Origin of the sequence: Halothermothrix orenii H 168 (assembly GCF_000020485.1) — a bacterium.
GTDB classification, from domain to species: domain Bacteria; phylum Bacillota; class Halanaerobiia; order Halanaerobiales; family Halothermotrichaceae; genus Halothermothrix; species Halothermothrix orenii.
Genome location: NC_011899.1, coordinates 201,476 through 219,596 on the forward strand (window position 1 = coordinate 201,476; position 18,121 = coordinate 219,596).

Sequence of the window (18,121 nt, forward strand, 5' to 3'; positions counted from 1 at the left end):
ACCGGGCTCTTTAGATGAAGCCCGGTTATTTTTATTTTACTTTTTAATACTTTGTGTTATAATGGTAATGCTAAAGACAGGGGTGAGGTGAAGAATAATGAGCCAGGAAACATGGCAGGTTATAAGTGATTCGGTTGGGGAAACCCTGAAAATAGGAAAAATAACAGGAGAGCTGGTGGAACCGGGTCAAATTATTTTGCTGGCAGGAGACCTGGGAGCCGGAAAAACTGTTTTTACCCGGGGACTGGCTGAGGGACTCGGTGTTGATGAAGATGTAACCAGTCCCACCTATAATCTTATTAATGAATACGATGGAGACCTTCCCCTTTTTCATATGGATCTTTATCGTCTTGAGGAAGAAGAGGATATATATGATATTGGATTTGAAGAATACCTGGACAGGGAAGGGGTTGTTGTGATCGAGTGGCCGGATATAGTATATGATGTTATTCCTCAGGATTTTATATATGTAAAGATAGAAAAAAGTAATCATGACACCAGGCGGAAATTAACTTTTGAAGCAGAGGGTGAAAAAAGTAAAAGGTTACTGGAAGGGTTGGCTCAGAAATGTTAGTTATGGGAATTGACACCAGTGGGGCGGTTGGTTCGGTTGGCCTTTACAATGATGATGGAGTCCTTGGTGAAATCAATATAAAACTTAAAAGAAGGCACAGTGAACGGCTGTTGCCGGTAATAGACCGACTCTTAATGGAGTGTGGCCGTGAGATTGATCAAATAAATGGTGTTGGAGTTGTCACCGGACCTGGTTCTTTTACTGGCCTCAGGATAGGAATGAGTACTGCTAAATCCTTTGCTCAGGTTTTAAATATACCGGTAGTGGGTTTATCCTCTCTGGACATCCTGGCCTATAACCTGATAATAGCTGAAGGCTGGATTGTACCTGTTATTGATGCCCGGAATGCGAGGGTTTATACTTCCCTGTACCGGGGTTGGAGTCGTGATATTAAAAATGCAAAGGTCCGGGATGAAAGGGCCCTCTCTGTTAATGATTTGATTAATGAGCTGTCTTCAATAGATGATGGAAAACCATTTTATTTTGTAGGCAATGGAGTTGAGGAATATCGCGAGGTCTGGGAAAAGGCTGGCTTTAACTGTGTTCTGGCTCCCCGGTCGGCCGGTATTCCTCATGGTGGCTCTATTGCAGAACTGAGCTTTTATCATCTGAAAAATGGCCAGGGGCAAAATTACCTGGAGGTCAGTGCCAACTATCTGAAAAGGCCCCAGGCTGAAATCAACTGGGAGAGAAAACATAAGTCAGGTGATTAGATTGGGTTTAACAATCAGGCCCATGGAAGAAAGTGATCTCCCCAGGGTGCTTGAAATTGAGGGGAAATGTTTTCAAGCCCCCTGGTCCAAAAAAGCATTTCTCCGGGAGTTACAGGATAACAAATATTCCCTGTATTTATCAGGCTGGCTGGACGGAAGGTTGGTCGGGTATATCGGGTCCTGGATAATAAAGGATGAATTACATATTACCAATCTCGCTGTGGACCCCGGGTATCGACGCCGTGGTCTGGCCACCAGATTAATTAATAACCTGATGAACTTTGCTGAAGATCAGGGACTTAAAGAGGTGACCCTGGAAGTCAGGGTCTCCAACAAAGCAGCTATCAGGCTTTATGAGAAGCTAGGATTTATTCCTATTGGCTGTTATGTTGGTTATTATAAGAATAATAATGAGGATGCTCTGGTTATGTGGAAGGGGTTAAAAAATGAAGAATAAAAATGTTATTATTCTGGCAATAGAGACATCCTGTGACGAGACTGCAGCTGCAGTTGTGAAAAATGGGGTTGAAGTTCTGTCCAATATTGTGGCCTCTCAGGTAGACTGGCACCGTAAATATGGTGGGGTTGTCCCTGAAATAGCATCCCGGAAACACCTGGAATTTATTAATCCTGTGGTCAAAGAAGCCCTTGACAGGGCGGGTCTGACCTTCAAGGATTTAGATGCAGTAGCCTGTACCTATGGACCAGGATTGGTAGGTGGCCTTTTAGTTGGGTTATCGGCGGCAAAGGCAATTGCTTATGCTACCGGTAAACCATTTATCGGAGTTAATCATATTGCCGGACATATTTACGCCAATTTCATATCCCATAATGATATTGAACTCCCGGCTGCCTGTCTTACTATTTCTGGTGGTCATACGGATCTTTTATATTTTAAAAATCGCGGGGAGTATAAAATACTGGGGCGGACCCGTGATGATGCGGCCGGTGAAGCCTTTGATAAAACAGCCCGGGTCCTGAAACTGGGATATCCCGGGGGGCCGGCCATTGAAAAGGCAGCCAGGGATGGAAATCCCCGTGCTGTAGATTTTCCCCGCCCTTTTCTGGAAAAGGATACTTTTGATTTCAGTTTTAGTGGTTTAAAGACAGCTGTAATCAACTATATTCATAATAGAAAACAGCGTGGCCAGGAGATAAATGTCAATGATGTGGCAGCAGGCTTTCAACAGGCTGTTATTGATGTTTTGGTCAGTAAAGTTATAAAAGTGACAAAAAAATTACCCGTAAAGAGTGTTATCCTGTCAGGTGGGGTGGCGGCCAATCGGTCTTTAAGATCACAGCTTCAAAAAGAATTAAATTACAGGAATATCCCCCTTTATTACCCCAGGCTCGAGTACTGTACCGATAATGCAGCAATGATAGGAGTAGTGGCTTATTACCAGTACCTGAAGGGTGATTTTAACGATTTAAGTTTAAATGCAGAAGCCAATTTAAAATTATAAGTGGGGCGAGGTAGTAGTATGAAGATAGAGGGTAAACATAAATATCTTTTATTAAAAACGGTTCAGGAAGATGGGATCCTTCCCCTTACTTCGGTCTGTAACCTGAGTTGTAAGTTCTGCAGTCATCGTTATAACCCACCGGGGGTTGAGGTTTATCGTTTCGGGCACCTTCCCATGGAGCTTATTATGGAACTTATTGATTATATTCCGCCTGATGGGCCCCTGATATTGGGTGAATCTGCTACCAAAATTATCGAGGGGGACCCCCTGGCTCATCCTCATTTTCGGGGAGTTCTTACTATGTTGAGAGAAAAATGGCCGGATAAATTATTAAAAATAACTACAAGTGGAACCCATCTCTCCCGGGATATGATAGAATTTTTGAAAGAGGTAAATCCAGTTGAATTAAACATATCCCTTAACTGTTCTTCCCCGGAGGAGAGGGTTTTTTTAATGGGTGACCCTCAACCAGAACGGGTATTTAATTCCTTTTTTTTGTTAAATGAGTATAGAATTCAAGTTAACGGGAGTCTTGTAGCTGTTCCTCATATAATTGGTTATAAAAGTATAGAAAAGGCCATAGTATTTTTAGCCAGAAAGCAGGTAAAAACTATCAGGGTATTTATGCCCGGTTATACCAGGTATGCTGATGTTGATATAGATTTTCATAAAATGTATTACAGGTTAAAAGAACTCATAGAAGAAATTAGAGCCAGATACCAGACCCCTATCATCCTGGAACCACCCCTTTTAAATGATTTAACTTCTAACGTGACCGGTGTTATTAAAGGTTCACCGGCCTATAAATCCGGAATTAAGAGGGGAGATATTATTGACAGGATAAATGGTAATCTTCCTTTGAGCAGGGTTGATGCCTTCAGGAGGCTGGTTAATCTAAAAGACCCTGACCTCAGGATTAAAAGGGGTAAAGATTATCTTAATATTAAATTAAAAAAATGCTCCGGGATGAAACCGGGAGTGGTTATGGATTATGACCTTGATAGTAATGTTTTCTTGAAATTAAAACGGATAATAGCTGCAAACAAGGGTAAAAAAACAGGGGTGATAACCTCATTCCTGGCCAGAAATTTAATGGAAACAGTAACCACTAAAATAAAAGAAGATTTGAATTATATTAATTTATCTGTTCTACCTGTTAAAAATAAGTATTTCGGGGGTACTATCAAGACTGCCGGTTTACTGGTAAACAGTGATATAATTGAAGCAGTTGAACAAAATAATTGCAATTATGATTTGTTGCTTGTTCCGGGAATAATTTATGATATTTTTGGAAATGATTTAACTGGTAGTAATTATAAAAAATTAAGTAAAATTATCAGAAGTAAAATTGAAATAATTTGACAAGTGTAAATATCTCGAGAAAATGGAAGGATTTAAGAGGAAATTACTATTAAATAAAATTAAACTAAAGTGATAAGCAATATTTTAACTTGATTTTGCTTAAGTACTCCGTTATTATATTAATGTGCTTATTAGCACTCGCCACCAATGAGTGCTAATAATAAATAAACAAAAATAAATAATAAAGGGGGCCAAGGAAATGAACATTAAGCCTTTAAATGACAGGGTTGCTGTTAAATATCTTGAAGAAGAAGAAAAAACCAGGAGTGGAATAGTACTACCCGATACCGCTAAAGAGGAAAAACCACAACAGGGAGAAATTGTAGCTGTTGGTAAAGGATGCACACCTGAAGATGGTGACCCGGAAGTTAAAGTTGGAGATTTAGTTGTTTTTGATAAATATTCAGGAACTAAAGTAACAATAGACGGTGAAGATTATATCATTTTAAATCTGGAGGATGTATTGGCAGTAATTGAAAAATAATCTGAAAACCCTAAACTACTTAAGGAGGGATACATAAAATGGCAAAAGAATTAAAATTTAGTGAAGATGCTCGCCGTGCTCTGGAACGCGGTGTTGATACTCTGGCAAATGCTGTTAAAGTAACTTTAGGTCCAAAAGGACGAAATGTAGTTCTTGAAAAGAGCTTTGGAGCTCCTACTATCACCAACGATGGTGTTAGTATTGCCCGTGAAATAGAACTTGAAAATCACTACGAAAACATGGGGGCTCAGACTGTAAAAGAGGTTGCTACCAAAACCAATGATGTTGCCGGTGATGGTACAACCACTGCTACAGTACTGGCTCAGGCTATTTTCAAGGAAGGTTTAAAGAATGTGGCCGCCGGTGCCAACCCCATGATCCTGAAAAGGGGTATTGAAAAGGCCGTTCAGAAGCTGGTAGAAGAGATTAAGGAACTAAGCAAACCTGTTGAAGGAAAAGAAGCAGTTTCCCAGGTTGCTGCTATTTCTGCCGGTAATGATGAAGAAGTCGGTAAGCTTATTGCTGAAGCTATGGAGAAAGTTGGTCAGGATGGAGTTATCTCTGTTGAAGAATCCAAGAGTATGGGGACTTCTTTAGATGTAGTTGAAGGTATGCAGTTCGATAGAGGATATCTCTCCCCCTATATGGTAACCGATACTGATGCTATGGAAGCTTCCCTTGAAGATCCCTATATCCTGATCACTGACAAGAAGATATCTAATATCCAGGAAATCTTACCCCTGTTAGAAAAAGTAGCCCAGAGTGGTAAACCTCTCTTAATAATTGCTGAAGATGTTGAAGGGGAAGCCCTGGCTACTCTTGTTGTCAACAAGATTCGTGGTACCTTTAACTGTGTTGCTGTTAAAGCACCTGGCTTTGGTGATCGTCGTAAGGCTATGTTAGAAGACATTGCTATTCTGACCGGTGGTCAGGTAATCACTGAAGACCTGGGTCTCAAGCTCGAAAATGCTGATATTAGTATGCTTGGTCGGGCCCACAAAGTAACAGTAACCAAAGAGGATACTACTATTGTAGAAGGTGCTGGAGATAGCAAAGAAATTCAGAATAGAATTAAGCAGATCAGGACTCAAATTGAAAATACTGATTCTGATTTTGACAGGGAAAAACTGCAGGAAAGACTGGCTAAACTGGCCGGTGGTGTGGCTGTAATTAAGGTTGGTGCTGCTACTGAAACTGAATTAAAAGAAAAGAAACACCGTATTGAAGATGCTCTCTCTGCTACCAGGGCCGCTGTAGAAGAAGGACTGGTAGCCGGTGGTGGAACCACCCTTATTGATGCCATTCCTGCCCTTGATGAACTGAACCTTGAAGGTGACGAAGCTACCGGTGTTGACATTGTTAGAAAAGCACTTGAAGCCCCGGTACGTCTCATAGCAGACAATGCCGGTTATGAAGGTTCAGTAATTGTTGAGAAGGTTAAGTCTGAAGATAAAGGTATCGGTTTCGATGCCTATAACGGTGAGTTTGTAAATATGATTGAATCCGGTATTGTAGACCCGGCTAAGGTAACCCGTTCTGCCCTTCAGAATGCTGCCAGTGCTGCTGCTATGTTGCTGACTACTGAATGCCTGGTGGCTGATAAAGAAGAGGATAATGACAGTAATGGTAATGCCGGAATGCCCGGTGGCGGTATGCCCGGCGGAATGGGTGGCATGATGTAAGAAGCCTTTTCCCTAAACAAATGGCAGCGTACCTTTTAAAGGTACGCTGCTTTTTTTTATGTCAAAGTCAATTAGTCTGCCCGAAAAATCTTGCATGGAAGGATAAGATATCTTAAACCGGGAGGATAATATATTATAAAAAGGAAGGGGAAAATATATTTGTCCATAATTCCTTGACATAGGTTATTAAGATAGATATACTTTAATCAAGTGAAGTAAAGAAGGATGAAAGGGGAGTTATATGAAAGAAGATAAAATTTTAGTACTTGATTTCGGTGGCCAGTACAGTCAATTAATTGCTAGACGGGTAAGGGAATGTAATGTTTATTCCATTATCAAGCCATATAATATCTCTATAGACCAGATTAAAGATATAAATCCGGCCGGAATTATCTTTTCCGGGGGTCCCAAGAGTGTTACCGGGCCAGAGGCTCCCATGATTGATAAAGAAGTTTTTAAGTTAAATATACCCATTCTTGGCATCTGCTACGGTATGCAGTTAATGACTGCATTGCTACCCGGTGGGGCTGTTGAAAAGGCCAGGCACGGGGAATATGGAAAGGCCAGGTTACATATTACTGAAAAGGATAAATTATTTGAGGGTATTTCTGATAGTCAGGTCTGGATGAGTCACTGGGACCGTGTTAAGAAGGTTCCCGACGGATTTAAAGTAACCGCCAAAACTGATATTACGCCGGTAGCAGCTATGGGTAATCCTGAACTTAAGTTTTACGGTGTTCAATTTCATCCGGAAGTTGTTCATACCATCCAGGGTTTAAACATTATTCGCAATTATTTATTTAAAGTTTGTGGGGTTAAAGGTACCTGGAATATGGCTGATTTTATCAATGAGGAAATTGATAGGATAAAGGAGGAAGTAGGTTCGAGTCAGGTTATTTCTGGCCTGTCCGGTGGGGTTGATTCTGCTGTGGCTTCAACCATGGTTCACCGGGCAATCGGGGATCAGCTGACCTGTATTTTTGTAGACCATGGTCTTTTGAGAAAGGGAGAAGCAGAACAGGTAAAACGGACATTTGTAGATGAGTTTAATATTCCCCTTGTTTACGTGGATGCCCGGGAACGGTTTTTAAACAGGCTTAATGGCGTTAAGGACCCTGAAACTAAACGAAAGATAATAGGGGAGGAGTTTATAAGGGTTTTTGAAGAGGAGGCCAGAAAACTTGGTGATGCCAGATATCTGGTCCAGGGAACCCTGTATTCTGATGTAATTGAAAGCGGTAGTGAAACTGCTGAAACTATAAAAAGCCACCATAATGTCGGGGGTTTACCTGACAACATGGACTTTAAATTAATTGAACCCCTCAGGAACCTCTTTAAGGATGAGGTCCGGAAAATAGGTGAGGTTCTGGGTCTCCCTGATGAGATAGTCTGGCGGCAGCCTTTTCCTGGTCCGGGTCTGGCTATAAGAATAATCGGTGAAATTGATGGTAAAAAACTTGAAATCCTGAGAAAAGCAGATTCCATCATCCAGGAAGAGATAAAAGAGGCCGGGTATTATAAAGAAATCTGGCAGTCTTTTGCTGTTCTCCCTGATTTGAAAAGTGTTGGTGTTATGGGAGATACAAGGACCTATGGTTATCCTATTATCTTAAGGGCTGTTACCAGTGATGATGCCATGACAGCAGACTGGGCCAGATTACCGTATGAGTTGCTGGAGAAAATATCAACCCGGATAGTAAATGAAGTTGACTCGGTTAACAGGGTTGTCTATGACATTACCAGTAAACCTCCAGCAACTATAGAATGGGAATAACCAGGAGGGGGAGAATTATGGGGAAGGATATTAAAGACCGATTTACAGAACAATTATTTGATGCTATTTTACTTCTGGAAAACAAAGAAGAGTGTTATCGTTTTTTTGAGGATATTGCAACCATTGGGGAAATAAAAGCCCTTGGCCAGAGATTAGAAGTGGCCCGCATGTTGAGGCAGGGGGCCACTTATGATGAAATTACGGAAAAAACAGGAGTAAGTACAGCCACCATTAGCCGGGTTAAACGGGCCTTACACTATGGGGCCGATGGTTATAAACTTATTCTGGATAGAATGGGAGAATAAAATTTTCCCCCTGGCTTAAAATATAAAGGACAGGGGGAATTACATTTGCAGGTTGTACATGCCACTTTTTACCCGGGTGAAGGGAAAAAAGCAGTCAGTATTCTGGAATCCCTGGGAGTTAATATAGAAGATTATAAATTAATAGAATCGGAGACCGGTGATTTATTAATTGTAAACCTCCGGTACGGAAATACAGATGTGGTTATTGATAACCTGAGGAGTAATTTTAATTTTGAACACTCTGGAAGAAGCCTTGTTATTTTTACCCCGGATGCAGTTCTCCCCAGGGAAAGGGACAAGGAAGAGGAAGATAACTCCCGGGCTACCCGGGAGTCCCTGATTTTTTTTGCTAAAGAGAAATCCAGTATAACCAGAGATTATCTGTTGCTGGTAGTTTTTTCGGCTATTATTACCAGTCTCGGTTTGATTTTAAATAATGTAGCCGTTATTGTCGGGGGTATGGTTATTGCCCCGGTTCTGGGACCGATTCTGGCCATTACTATCGGGATAGTCCTGGGAAAGACCAGATTGATCTGGAAGGGTATTTCGGCTGAGATAATAGCAGTTGTTCTGGCCATGGGAGTAGGACTGGTCTTTGGTCTTTTAATACCTGATGTAGAGGTTAATAGAGCCCTATCCATAAGGATGATGCCGACGATGGCTGATTTATTTATTGCCATGGCAGCCGGGGCGGCCGGGGCTTTTACGCTAATCAAGGGTGAACTGGAATCTGGGCTGGTTGGAGTTATGGTTGCTGCTTCCTTATTGCCGGTAATGTGTACGGCCGGAATTGGACTGGCTCTGGGTAACAGGACCATGATAGTTGGTCCCATGCTGCTGCTGGGTGGTAACTATCTTGCACTTTTACTGTCAAATGTCCTTGTTTTCTACTTACAGGGATTGAAACCCCGGATATGGTATAAATTAAAGGCAAAAAACCTTGTCAAACAGAGTATTATTATAATTACCATTGCAGTTGTATTGTTGAGTATACCTTTGAGTTTTATTACATATTATTACTTTTATGTTGAAAAACCGGTTGACATTATTAAAACAACTATAAAAGAGAGGCTTGTTTTTAACTGGGATTACCGGATAGAAAGTGTAGAGATAGAGGGTAATCTGATAAATGTATATCTCTATGCTGAAGGAGATATTAATATCCAATATCTTCAGAATATTAAGCAGGAAATCGAAAAGGAGCTGGCCCGGGAGTATAATATTAATTTTAGAATAATTCCTGTTAAAGAGGTTCAGGTATAAAAAAATTAAAAAGGGGGTTGACACCTGGAATATAGATTGTTATAATTTTAACAAAGCTCGTTATTTTTTTCACATATATCGTTAAAATTATAACAAACATATTATATCCTTATTATTTCCGGGGTAACTTAATTAAGACCGGGAGGTGCAGAAAAATTACAATTACAGTCTGTATAGGAAGTGGATGTCATGTTAAAGGTTCCCGCAAGGTAATTAAGAGGATACAGGAATACCTGGAAGAAAATGAATGTGATGTAGATATTGAACTGAAGGCCTGTTTTTGCCAGAATCGGTGTACTGAAGGGGTTGTAGTTAAATTCGATGATGAGATTGTGACTAAAATCACAAAAGATAATATAATTGATGTTCTCGAAGAGAAGTTAAGTTGTGGGGGATGAGATATGGGTCTGGTAATAACAAGTGAGGCTAAATGCAGAGATTGTTATAAGTGTATACGGTATTGCCCGGTTAAAGCTATTGGGATCAAGGATGGGCAGGCCTGGGTAGATGAAGACAGGTGTATTCTGTGTGGCCGTTGTATTGAAGCCTGTCCCCAGAATGCTAAAAAAACTGAACAATATCTTGATAAATTTAAAAACTATATAGCCTCCGGTAATAAAGTAGTTGTTAGCCTGGCTCCCTCGTATCTGGCTTCAGGTTATTTCTCTACCCCCTGGAAGTTGGTAGGGGCTTTAAAAGAACTTGGTGTAGATGTTGTTGAAGAAACAGCGATTGGGGCAGAAGTTATCGCCGATGAGTACAGAGATTTACTCAATAAAAAGGAACTAATTATATCCAGCTGTTGCCCAACTGTTGTAAACCTGGTTGAAAAATATTTTCCAGGATTATGTGATTATCTGGCACCTGTTATATCACCGATGATAGCCCACGGAAGACTGATAAAACAGGAAATGGGTGAAAACTGCCGGGTTGTATTTATCGGCCCCTGTTATGCGAAAAAAGAAGAAGCGTTGACCCGGGGTGAAGGGTCAATTGATGCTGTTTTGACCTTTGAGGAAATATTTAATTACTTAGATAGACTAAATCAGGATATACCTCCCCGTAATATTTTTCCTGACAGAACCTCTAACAGGGCCCGCCGTTTTCCACTTCCCGGCGGGGCCCTTAGAACAGGTGGGCTAAATGAATTAAATATAAAGCCAGATGATATTGTGTCAATATCAGGACTTGAAGATTGTATGGAAACCTTCCGTGATATTGAAAAAGGTCTTATCAAGCCCAGATTTATCGAGGCAATGGCCTGCCGGGGGGGTTGCCTCGGGGGGCCAGCCATGGGTGAAGATGCTGGAATCCTGGCCAGGAAACAAAGGTTATACAATAATTTAAACAGGGGACAGCAGAGCTGTCGGGGGGCTAACAATAAAGGTATTATAGTTTCCTGGAGCTACACTCCCAGAGAGATAGATTATAAAGTTCCAGATGAAGAAGAAATAAAGAGAATTCTGGCATTGACCGGTAAAACATCACCTGAAGATGAAACAAACTGTGGTGGCTGTGGTTATCCCAGTTGCCGGGATAAGGCAATTGCTGTGTATAATGGTCTGGCCAATCCGGAAATGTGTATTCCCTATATGAGGGAAAAGGCTGAATCCTTATCCCATGCTGTTGTTGATAGTACTCTTAATGGAATTATTATTGTTGATAAAGATATGATTATTCAGGATTTTAATCCGGCTGCAAACCGGATGTTTAACCGCAGAGATATTAAGGCTAAAGGTAAACCATTGAGCACTTTTATTGATCCCGGGGATTACATTGATGTCTGGGAGAATCAGGAGATGATAACTGATAATTGTAAGCAATATCCCCAGTATGAGTTGATTACCAGGGAAACTATTTATCCCCTCCCTAAATATGGAGTTGTCATCGGTATAATTACAGATGTTACTGAAGAGGAAAAGACCAGGGCCGAAATTGATAATATGAGACAGGAAGCTTTAGACAGGGCCTCTCAGGTAATTAAAGAACAGATGCGGGTTGCCCAGGAAATTGCAGGACTTCTTGGTGAGAGTACGGCAGATACTAAAGCAACACTACTCGAACTAAAAGAGATTATAGGGCAAAGAGAGGCGAAGACAAATGGGGATGAAAGTTGATGTTGGAGTTGCCAGCCTTTCAAAACACGGTGAAGAGGTCTGTGGTGATAGTTATCAGGTCATCAGGTCTAGGGATGCGACAACAGTAATTTTATCTGATGGTCTTGGTAGTGGGATCAAAGCCAGTATACTCTCGTTATTATCTACGAAAATTGCTTCAAGATTACTGGAAAGAAATATCAATGTAGAACAGGTTTTTGCCACCATAGCAGATACCCTCCCTATCTGTCAGACCAGGGAGATAGCCTATTCAACTCTGTCGATTTTAAAAATAACAGATAGTGGCTATGCCCATTTAATTGAATACGACAATCCCTCCCTGATATTGATTCGTAACGGGCAAAGGGTCAAATTAGATAAAGAACAAAAAATAATCGCCGGTAAAAAAGTAAGTGAAGTCCATTTTAAACTTAAACTGGGTGATTTATTGCTTGTAGTTAGTGATGGAGTCATTAATGCCGGGGTTGGAGGGCTATTTCACCTGGGGCTGGGGCGAGAAAGACTGGTAGAACATGTTACCAAATATGGATTATATAAAAAGGATTCCCTTCATGTTGCCCGGGATATCATTGAATTAACTGAAGCCTGTTATATCTGTAAACCGGGTGATGATTCGACATGTATTGCTTTAAAATTAAGAGAACCCCGTTCTGTTGTGGTGTTAACGGGTCCTCCCACTGATCCAGATCTGGATGGAAAGGTGGTTAAGGAGTTTCTTAAACGTAATAATTCAGAGAAAGTAGTCTGTGGCGGGGCGACCGGAAATATGGTGGCTCGGGAACTTGGTGAAGATATAGAAACAAGCTTAACCTATGATGACCCCAGTGTTCCCCCCCTTGCTTCTATAAAGGGAATTGATCTGGTGACAGAAGGCATATTAACCCTCAATAAATGTCTGGAAAAGATTTTGCAGTTAAAAAAGGGACAGAGTATTGATGAAAAAAAAGATGGGGCCAGCCTTTTAGCCAGGACATTATTTAAGGCCGATCAAATACATTTTTTGGTAGGAACTGCTGTAAACCCCGCCCACCAGGAATTAATGCAGTCCTTACAGTTAAAGCCCAGGCCGGTAATAGTTAATAAACTGATAAAAGAGCTTGCTGAACTGGGTAAAGAGATAAAGATAAAGAGGTATTAAGGGGGCAATCAAGATGAAAGAAAAAATAACAGTTGAGGTCTGTGTCGGTACATCATGCCATCTTATGGGGAGTCCGGCAATTATTGATTATTTAAAAAACCTTCCTGATAATATTAAAGATAAAATAGAAATAAAGCATGTTTCCTGTATGAATAGCTGTGACCGGGGTCCCCGGGTAATGGTTAACGACACTGTAATTTATAATGCAACACCGGAGCGGGTTAAGGAAGCAATTACTGAAATAATTATGGCATAAAGGGGTAGGTGATAAGATATGGCAGGAGAAGTATCTGAAGTTACCAGGATCAGGAGAAAGGTTTTGACCGAGATAGCCCGTCTTACTTTTGAAGATCGTCTGGTGGAAGAGGTAGATTATATTCCCCGGAGGTTGACTGAAAATGGTATTTCCAATTATCGCTGTTGTGTCTATAAGGAAAGAGCAATTTTAAAAGAGAGGGTTAAACTGGCCCTGGGGGTTGCCCCTGATGAAGTGGATGATGAAGAGAAGAGTCTTTCTGAAATAGCGAGTAATGTATTACAGGGCCAACTGGGGAACAGTGATAGAAATATTGCTATTATTGAAGAAGCCTGTGACCAGTGTTCAATCGATAAAATAGTGGTAACCAATGCCTGTCGTAATTGTGTTGCCCACCACTGTGTAAATTCCTGTCCCCGGGGCGCCATTACCATTGTTAATAATCAGGCCTATGTTATCAGGGAAAAGTGTGTGGAGTGCGGGCTCTGTGTTAAAGCCTGCCCCTATGGCGCCATTCTTGAAGTTGAAAGACCCTGTACCAGTGCCTGTTCCCTTGATGCAGTTGTTCCCGGGGAGAAGAGTACAGCAGAAATAGATGATAATAATTGTATTGAATGTGGCTCCTGTATAGAGGCCTGTCCCTTTGGAGCAATTTCCTATAAATCTGAAATTGTCAGGGTTGTTCAAATGTTAAAAAGTGGAGACATTAATACTGTAGCCCTGGTTGCTCCTTCATATATTGGACAGTTTGGACCAAGGGTTGACTGGGAAAAACTATGTACTGGTCTTAAAAGGCTGGGATTTCACGATGTAATACCGGTGGCCCTCGGTGCTGATAAGGTAATTGAAGAGGAAAGCAGGGAATTTCAGGCGATGACTGATAAACCAATGTTTAATTCCTGTTGTCCTTCCTTTGTTAACTTAATAGAATTAAAATTTCCTGAATATTTATCACAGGTATCTACTACAGAATCACCGATGCTTAAAGCTGCTTATCTGGCTAAAGAAGATGGTGAACTGGTTCAGTGTGTCTTTATCGGCCCCTGTCTTGCTAAAAAGAGTGAGGCCAGGAATAAGGGGCAGGGTTTGATAGATGCTGTTTTGACCTTTGAAGAAATTGCAGCCATGCTGGTGGCTAAAGGTATTAACCTGGCAAAAATAACCGAAACGGGGGATCTATCTGAAGAACACCGGTCCCCTTCCATACCGGCTCAGGCCTTCTGTGAAGCCGGGGGAGTTGGAAGTGCTATCAGTGGAAAACTTAATAATAATGATAATGGTATAAGGTTTCACCAGGTTGATGGTGCTTCAGAATGTCTTAAAGTGTTAAATCAGATTAAAGCAGGTAAGATTAAAGCAGATTTTGTTGAAGGTATGGGTTGCCAGGGGGGCTGTATTGGTGGCCCCGGAACGCTGGTAAACCGGCGAGTGGCTTCCGGATTATTAAAAAAGCTTATAAAATCCAGGGGTGGTGAAAAAGTTGGCACAAAGTAAAGGGAGGGTTAAATCACAGGGGATACCGGTAGGAGTCATAAATCGTTTGCCCCATTATTACCGTTATTTGAGTTCACTTATGGCAAGGGATGTGGAAAGAATATCATCCCGGGAACTGGCTTCAAAACTCGGGGTTACGGCATCCCAGATAAGACAGGACCTCAGCTATTTTGGATGTTTTGGTCAGCCAGGATATGGTTACCGGGTTCAGGAGCTTCAGGCAGAGATAGGTAAAATACTCGGGGTTAATGAAAATATGCATATGGTTCTGGTGGGGGCCGGGAATCTGGGGATGGCCCTGATGAAATACCCTAATTTCAGGAGAAGAGGTTTTTATATAAGAGCCATTTTCGACAGTGATATAAATAAAATTGGACAGGAAGTTGAAGGGATTGAAATAAAACCGGTCAGTGAACTTGAAAAGTATCTTTCCAGGTTTAATGTAGATATTGGTATTATTGCTACACCCGCCGGAGCAGCTCCGGAAATTGCCAGTATTTTTATGAATGGAGGCGTAAAGGGGATCTGGAATTTTGCTCCGGTTAGTTTAAACCCTGAAGAGGGGGTGGTTATAGAAAACGTCCACATCAGTGAGAGTTTAATGACACTTTCTTATAAAGTAAAAGAGAAAGACAAATAAGATTACAAGAATATAAGGAGGTTTTTAAAATGGCTAAAGCGGTATTAGAAAAAAGTGTTGATAAGGCTACAAAGGAAAAGAAAGAGATTAGAAAAGGTTTAAAGATTGAAGATAGTATCAACAAACTGGTAGAAAGGGCAAATGAAGCTGCCAGGAAGTTTAAAGATTATGACCAGGAACAGGTTGACAGGATTGTAAAAAAGATGGCTCTGGCCGCCAATGATAAACATATTGAACTTGCTAAAATGGCCCATCGGGAAACAGGAATGGGGGTCTATGAAGATAAAATAACTAAAAATCTTTTTGCTTCTGAGTATGTTTATAACTATCTCAGGGATAAGAAAACAGCTGGAATTTTAAATAAAAACATTGAAGAAAATTATATTGAGGTTGCAGAACCAATCGGGGTTGTAGCTGCTTTAACTCCTGTTACCAATCCTACTTCTACTACTATTTTTAAGGCTTTAATATGTATGAAGACCAGGAATCCAGTTATTTTTAGTTTCCATCCCCGGGCTATGAAGTGTAGTATTGAAGCAGCCCGGATCTTGAAGGAAGCTGCTATTAAGGCCGGTGCTCCTGAGAATTGCATTAGCTGGATTGAAGAACCATCTATTGAGGCTACCAACTATTTAATGAAACATCCTGAGGTGGATTTAATTCTGGCTACCGGTGGTTCTGGAATGGTAAAAGCAGCCTATTCCAGTGGCAAACCAGCTCTGGGGGTTGGACCCGGTAATGTTCCCTGCTATATAGAAAAGACAGCCAATATAAAGCAGGCCGTATCTGACCTTATTTTGAGTAAAACCTTTGATAATGGTATGATCTGTGCCTCTGAACAGGCTGTAGTCGTTGATAAAGAAATTGCTGCTGAGGTTAAAAAGTTCATGCAGGAAAATGGTTGTTATTTTGTCAGTAAAAAGGAGTCAGAAAAACTGGCCAGAGTGGCAGTGGACCAGGAAAGGGGTGCCATGAATCCGGCTGTAGTCGGTCAACCTGCCCGTAAAATTGCCAAGATGGCCGGCATTAAAGTGCCTGATGACACCAAAATCCTGGTAGCAGAACTTAAGGGAGTTGGAGAGAATTACCCCCTGTCCCGGGAAAAATTAAGCCCGATTCTCGGCTGGTATGTTGTCAAAGACTATCGTGAAGGAATAAAACGGTGTGAAGAGATAACAGAATTTGGAGGACTTGGACATTCTTCTGTGCTTCACAGTAATGATGAAAAAGTAATTGATGAATTCAGTCGGAGATTGAGGACCGGTAGATTAATTATTAATTCACCTTCATCCCAGGGAGCAATAGGAGATATGTATAACTTTAATGTCCCTTCCCTGACCCTGGGTTGTGGTTCTATGGGTAAAAACTCAACAACCGATAATGTCAATGTTGATAATTTAATTAATAAGAAGAGGGTAGCCATGAGAAAGGAAAGGATGAAATGGGTTAAAGTTCCTCCCAGGATATATTTTGAATATGGTTCCCTTCGCTATCTGTCAGGAGTTAGAGGTGAGAGGGCCTTTATAATTACTGATAAGACTATGTCCCAGCTTGGTTTTATTGATAAGGTTGAAGAACATCTATCTGTAGCCGGTGTCCAGACCAGGGTATTTGACAGTGTTGAGCCTGATCCATCAGTAGAAACGGTATTAAATGGTTGCCAGGAGATGAATGAATTTAAACCTGATATCATCATTGCCCTGGGTGGGGGTTCCCCGATGGATGCTGCTAAAGGTATGTGGCTATTCTATGAACACCCGGAAACCAGGTTTGAAGATCTGAAGATGAAGTTTAATGATATTAGAAAAAGGGTTTATAAATTCCCCAGGCTGGGTAAAAAGGCTACTTTTATTGCAGTACCTACAACATCAGGAACCGGTTCTGAGGTAACCGCCTTTTCAGTAATAACTGATAAGAAACGTAATATTAAGTATCCACTGGCTGATTATGAACTTACCCCTGATATTGCTATAATTGATCCAGAACTGGTCCTGACAGTTCCCCAGTCAGTAACAGCAGATACAGGACTGGATGTTTTGACCCATGCTATTGAGGCCTATGTTTCGGTTATGGCTTCTGATTACACTGATGCCCTGGCTGAAAAGGCTATCAAGCTGGTATTTGAATATCTCCCCCGGGCTTATAAGAATGGTAATGACCGGGAAGCAAGAAAGAAGATGCATAATGCTTCCTGTATTGCCGGAATGGCCTTTACTAATGCATTCCTGGGGCTTAACCACAGTATGGCCCATATACTGGGAGGTAAGTTTCATATCCCTCACGGCCGGGCTAATGCAATTTTATTGCCACATGTTATTAGATATAATGCCGGGAAACCAAGTAAGCTGGCCAGCTTCCCCCAGTATGATTATCCTCGGGCAGGAGAAAGGTATGCTGAAATAGCCAGAATACTGGGACTTCCCGCTTCCACTACAGAAGAAGGGGTTGAAAGCCTGGTTAAAGCCATAACAGACCTGATGAGAGAATTAAATATCCCCCTTTCTCTGGAAGAAGCCGGGGTAAATCACAACAAGTTCGAAAAAGAACTCGAAGATATGGCTGATATTGCCCATAATGACCAGTGTACTGGAACTAACCCCAGAATGCCGCTGGTCAATGAAATCAAGGAGATCTATCGTCAGGCGTATAAAGGGGTCAGTATTAAAGATAAAAAGAAAGTCCGTAATGCTTAGGTGTTAATCAGTAATAACATATAGGAAAATATGTTGGCATATATTGATAAGGATGTCAGCCCATATGGGTCTGGCATATTTTTTTTCTAATAAAAATTATTTACAAGTGTTTTTTGTGGATAATTTCAAACAATAGGGCTGGCCTTTAAGATTTTAACAAATT

At 41.1% G+C, this 18,121-nt stretch carries 17 protein-coding genes; all 17 read left to right on the forward strand.

The features are described 5' to 3' along the window. The first annotated feature begins 97 nt into the window (after positions 1-97). Entirely contained in the window at positions 98-574 is a 477-nt protein-coding gene (gene tsaE / locus HORE_RS01095) for a tRNA (adenosine(37)-N6)-threonylcarbamoyltransferase complex ATPase subunit type 1 TsaE (protein WP_012635155.1), read from the forward strand. After that, positions 568-1,287 carry a tRNA (adenosine(37)-N6)-threonylcarbamoyltransferase complex dimerization subunit type 1 TsaB gene (gene tsaB, locus HORE_RS01100; RefSeq protein ID WP_012635156.1) on the forward strand — a complete coding sequence of 240 codons (720 nt, stop codon included), beginning with the start codon at positions 568-570 and terminating at the stop codon, positions 1,285-1,287. The genes tsaE and tsaB overlap by 7 nt, the downstream gene beginning before the upstream one ends. Then, a complete protein-coding gene (rimI, locus tag HORE_RS01105) occupies positions 1,280-1,744 on the forward strand; it encodes a ribosomal protein S18-alanine N-acetyltransferase (protein WP_226984174.1) in 465 nt (154 codons plus the stop codon). Before tsaB ends, rimI begins: the two co-directional genes overlap by 8 nt. Next, positions 1,734-2,750: a tRNA (adenosine(37)-N6)-threonylcarbamoyltransferase complex transferase subunit TsaD gene (gene tsaD, locus HORE_RS01110; protein WP_012635158.1), complete on the forward strand. Its 1,017-nt coding sequence runs from the start codon at positions 1,734-1,736 to the stop codon at positions 2,748-2,750. The genes rimI and tsaD overlap by 11 nt, the downstream gene beginning before the upstream one ends. Positions 2,751-2,768: 18 nt before the next feature. Next, positions 2,769-4,112 carry a DUF512 domain-containing protein gene (locus HORE_RS01115; protein ID WP_012635159.1) on the forward strand — a complete coding sequence of 448 codons (1,344 nt, stop codon included), beginning with the start codon at positions 2,769-2,771 and terminating at the stop codon, positions 4,110-4,112. 199 nt (positions 4,113-4,311) lie between these two features. Continuing rightward, positions 4,312-4,596 (forward strand): co-chaperone GroES, encoded by a 285-nt coding sequence (locus HORE_RS01120; RefSeq protein WP_012635160.1) that lies wholly within the window; start codon positions 4,312-4,314, stop codon positions 4,594-4,596. A 38-nt stretch (positions 4,597-4,634) separates the two neighbouring features. Next, a complete protein-coding gene (gene groL, locus HORE_RS01125; RefSeq protein WP_012635161.1) occupies positions 4,635-6,278 on the forward strand; it encodes a chaperonin GroEL in 1,644 nt (547 codons plus the stop codon). Positions 6,279-6,519: 241 nt separating this feature from the next. Then, entirely contained in the window at positions 6,520-8,052 is a 1,533-nt protein-coding gene (gene guaA / locus HORE_RS01130; RefSeq protein WP_012635162.1) for a glutamine-hydrolyzing GMP synthase, read from the forward strand. A 17-nt stretch (positions 8,053-8,069) separates the two neighbouring features. Continuing rightward, positions 8,070-8,357, forward strand: a complete 288-nt coding sequence (locus tag HORE_RS01135; protein WP_012635163.1) for a YerC/YecD family TrpR-related protein — start codon at positions 8,070-8,072, stop codon at positions 8,355-8,357. Between the two features lie 45 nt (positions 8,358-8,402). Beyond that, positions 8,403-9,620: a TIGR00341 family protein gene (locus HORE_RS01140; protein ID WP_012635164.1), complete on the forward strand. Its 1,218-nt coding sequence runs from the start codon at positions 8,403-8,405 to the stop codon at positions 9,618-9,620. 131 nt (positions 9,621-9,751) lie between these two features. Next, positions 9,752-10,018 (forward strand): NAD(P)H-dependent oxidoreductase subunit E, encoded by a 267-nt coding sequence (locus HORE_RS13245; protein ID WP_083763082.1) that lies wholly within the window; start codon positions 9,752-9,754, stop codon positions 10,016-10,018. Between the two features lie 3 nt (positions 10,019-10,021). After that, positions 10,022-11,737 (forward strand): [Fe-Fe] hydrogenase large subunit C-terminal domain-containing protein, encoded by a 1,716-nt coding sequence (locus HORE_RS01145; RefSeq protein ID WP_012635165.1) that lies wholly within the window; start codon positions 10,022-10,024, stop codon positions 11,735-11,737. Continuing rightward, a complete protein-coding gene (locus HORE_RS01150) occupies positions 11,721-12,875 on the forward strand; it encodes a SpoIIE family protein phosphatase (protein WP_012635166.1) in 1,155 nt (384 codons plus the stop codon). Before HORE_RS01145 ends, HORE_RS01150 begins: the two co-directional genes overlap by 17 nt. A 13-nt stretch (positions 12,876-12,888) precedes the next feature. Further along, a complete protein-coding gene (locus HORE_RS01155) occupies positions 12,889-13,131 on the forward strand; it encodes an NADH-quinone oxidoreductase subunit NuoE family protein (RefSeq protein ID WP_012635167.1) in 243 nt (80 codons plus the stop codon). 18 nt (positions 13,132-13,149) lie between these two features. Beyond that, positions 13,150-14,625: a 4Fe-4S dicluster domain-containing protein gene (locus HORE_RS01160; protein WP_012635168.1), complete on the forward strand. Its 1,476-nt coding sequence runs from the start codon at positions 13,150-13,152 to the stop codon at positions 14,623-14,625. Next, positions 14,603-15,265, forward strand: coding sequence for a redox-sensing transcriptional repressor Rex (locus tag HORE_RS01165; RefSeq protein WP_427852517.1), 663 nt, complete (start codon positions 14,603-14,605; stop codon positions 15,263-15,265). The genes HORE_RS01160 and HORE_RS01165 overlap by 23 nt, the downstream gene beginning before the upstream one ends. Before the next feature lie 29 nt (positions 15,266-15,294). Next, a complete protein-coding gene (adhE, locus tag HORE_RS01170; protein WP_012635170.1) occupies positions 15,295-17,958 on the forward strand; it encodes a bifunctional acetaldehyde-CoA/alcohol dehydrogenase in 2,664 nt (887 codons plus the stop codon). Positions 17,959-18,121 lie beyond the last annotated feature (163 nt).

Coding starts and splice junctions, on each gene's coding strand:
- guaA (WP_012635162.1), top strand. CDS start 6,520: ATGAAAGAAGATAAAATTTTAGTACTTGATTTCGGTGGCCAGTACAGT.
- groL (WP_012635161.1), top strand. CDS start 4,635: ATGGCAAAAGAATTAAAATTTAGTGAAGATGCTCGCCGTGCTCTGGAA.
- HORE_RS01135 (WP_012635163.1), top strand. CDS start 8,070: ATGGGGAAGGATATTAAAGACCGATTTACAGAACAATTATTTGATGCT.
- tsaE (WP_012635155.1), top strand. CDS start 98: ATGAGCCAGGAAACATGGCAGGTTATAAGTGATTCGGTTGGGGAAACC.
- HORE_RS01150 (WP_012635166.1), top strand. CDS start 11,721: ATGGGGATGAAAGTTGATGTTGGAGTTGCCAGCCTTTCAAAACACGGT.
- tsaB (WP_012635156.1), top strand. CDS start 568: ATGTTAGTTATGGGAATTGACACCAGTGGGGCGGTTGGTTCGGTTGGC.
- HORE_RS01155 (WP_012635167.1), top strand. CDS start 12,889: ATGAAAGAAAAAATAACAGTTGAGGTCTGTGTCGGTACATCATGCCAT.
- HORE_RS01120 (WP_012635160.1), top strand. CDS start 4,312: ATGAACATTAAGCCTTTAAATGACAGGGTTGCTGTTAAATATCTTGAA.
- tsaD (WP_012635158.1), top strand. CDS start 1,734: ATGAAGAATAAAAATGTTATTATTCTGGCAATAGAGACATCCTGTGAC.
- adhE (WP_012635170.1), top strand. CDS start 15,295: ATGGCTAAAGCGGTATTAGAAAAAAGTGTTGATAAGGCTACAAAGGAA.
- HORE_RS01160 (WP_012635168.1), top strand. CDS start 13,150: ATGGCAGGAGAAGTATCTGAAGTTACCAGGATCAGGAGAAAGGTTTTG.
- HORE_RS01115 (WP_012635159.1), top strand. CDS start 2,769: ATGAAGATAGAGGGTAAACATAAATATCTTTTATTAAAAACGGTTCAG.
- HORE_RS01145 (WP_012635165.1), top strand. CDS start 10,022: ATGGGTCTGGTAATAACAAGTGAGGCTAAATGCAGAGATTGTTATAAG.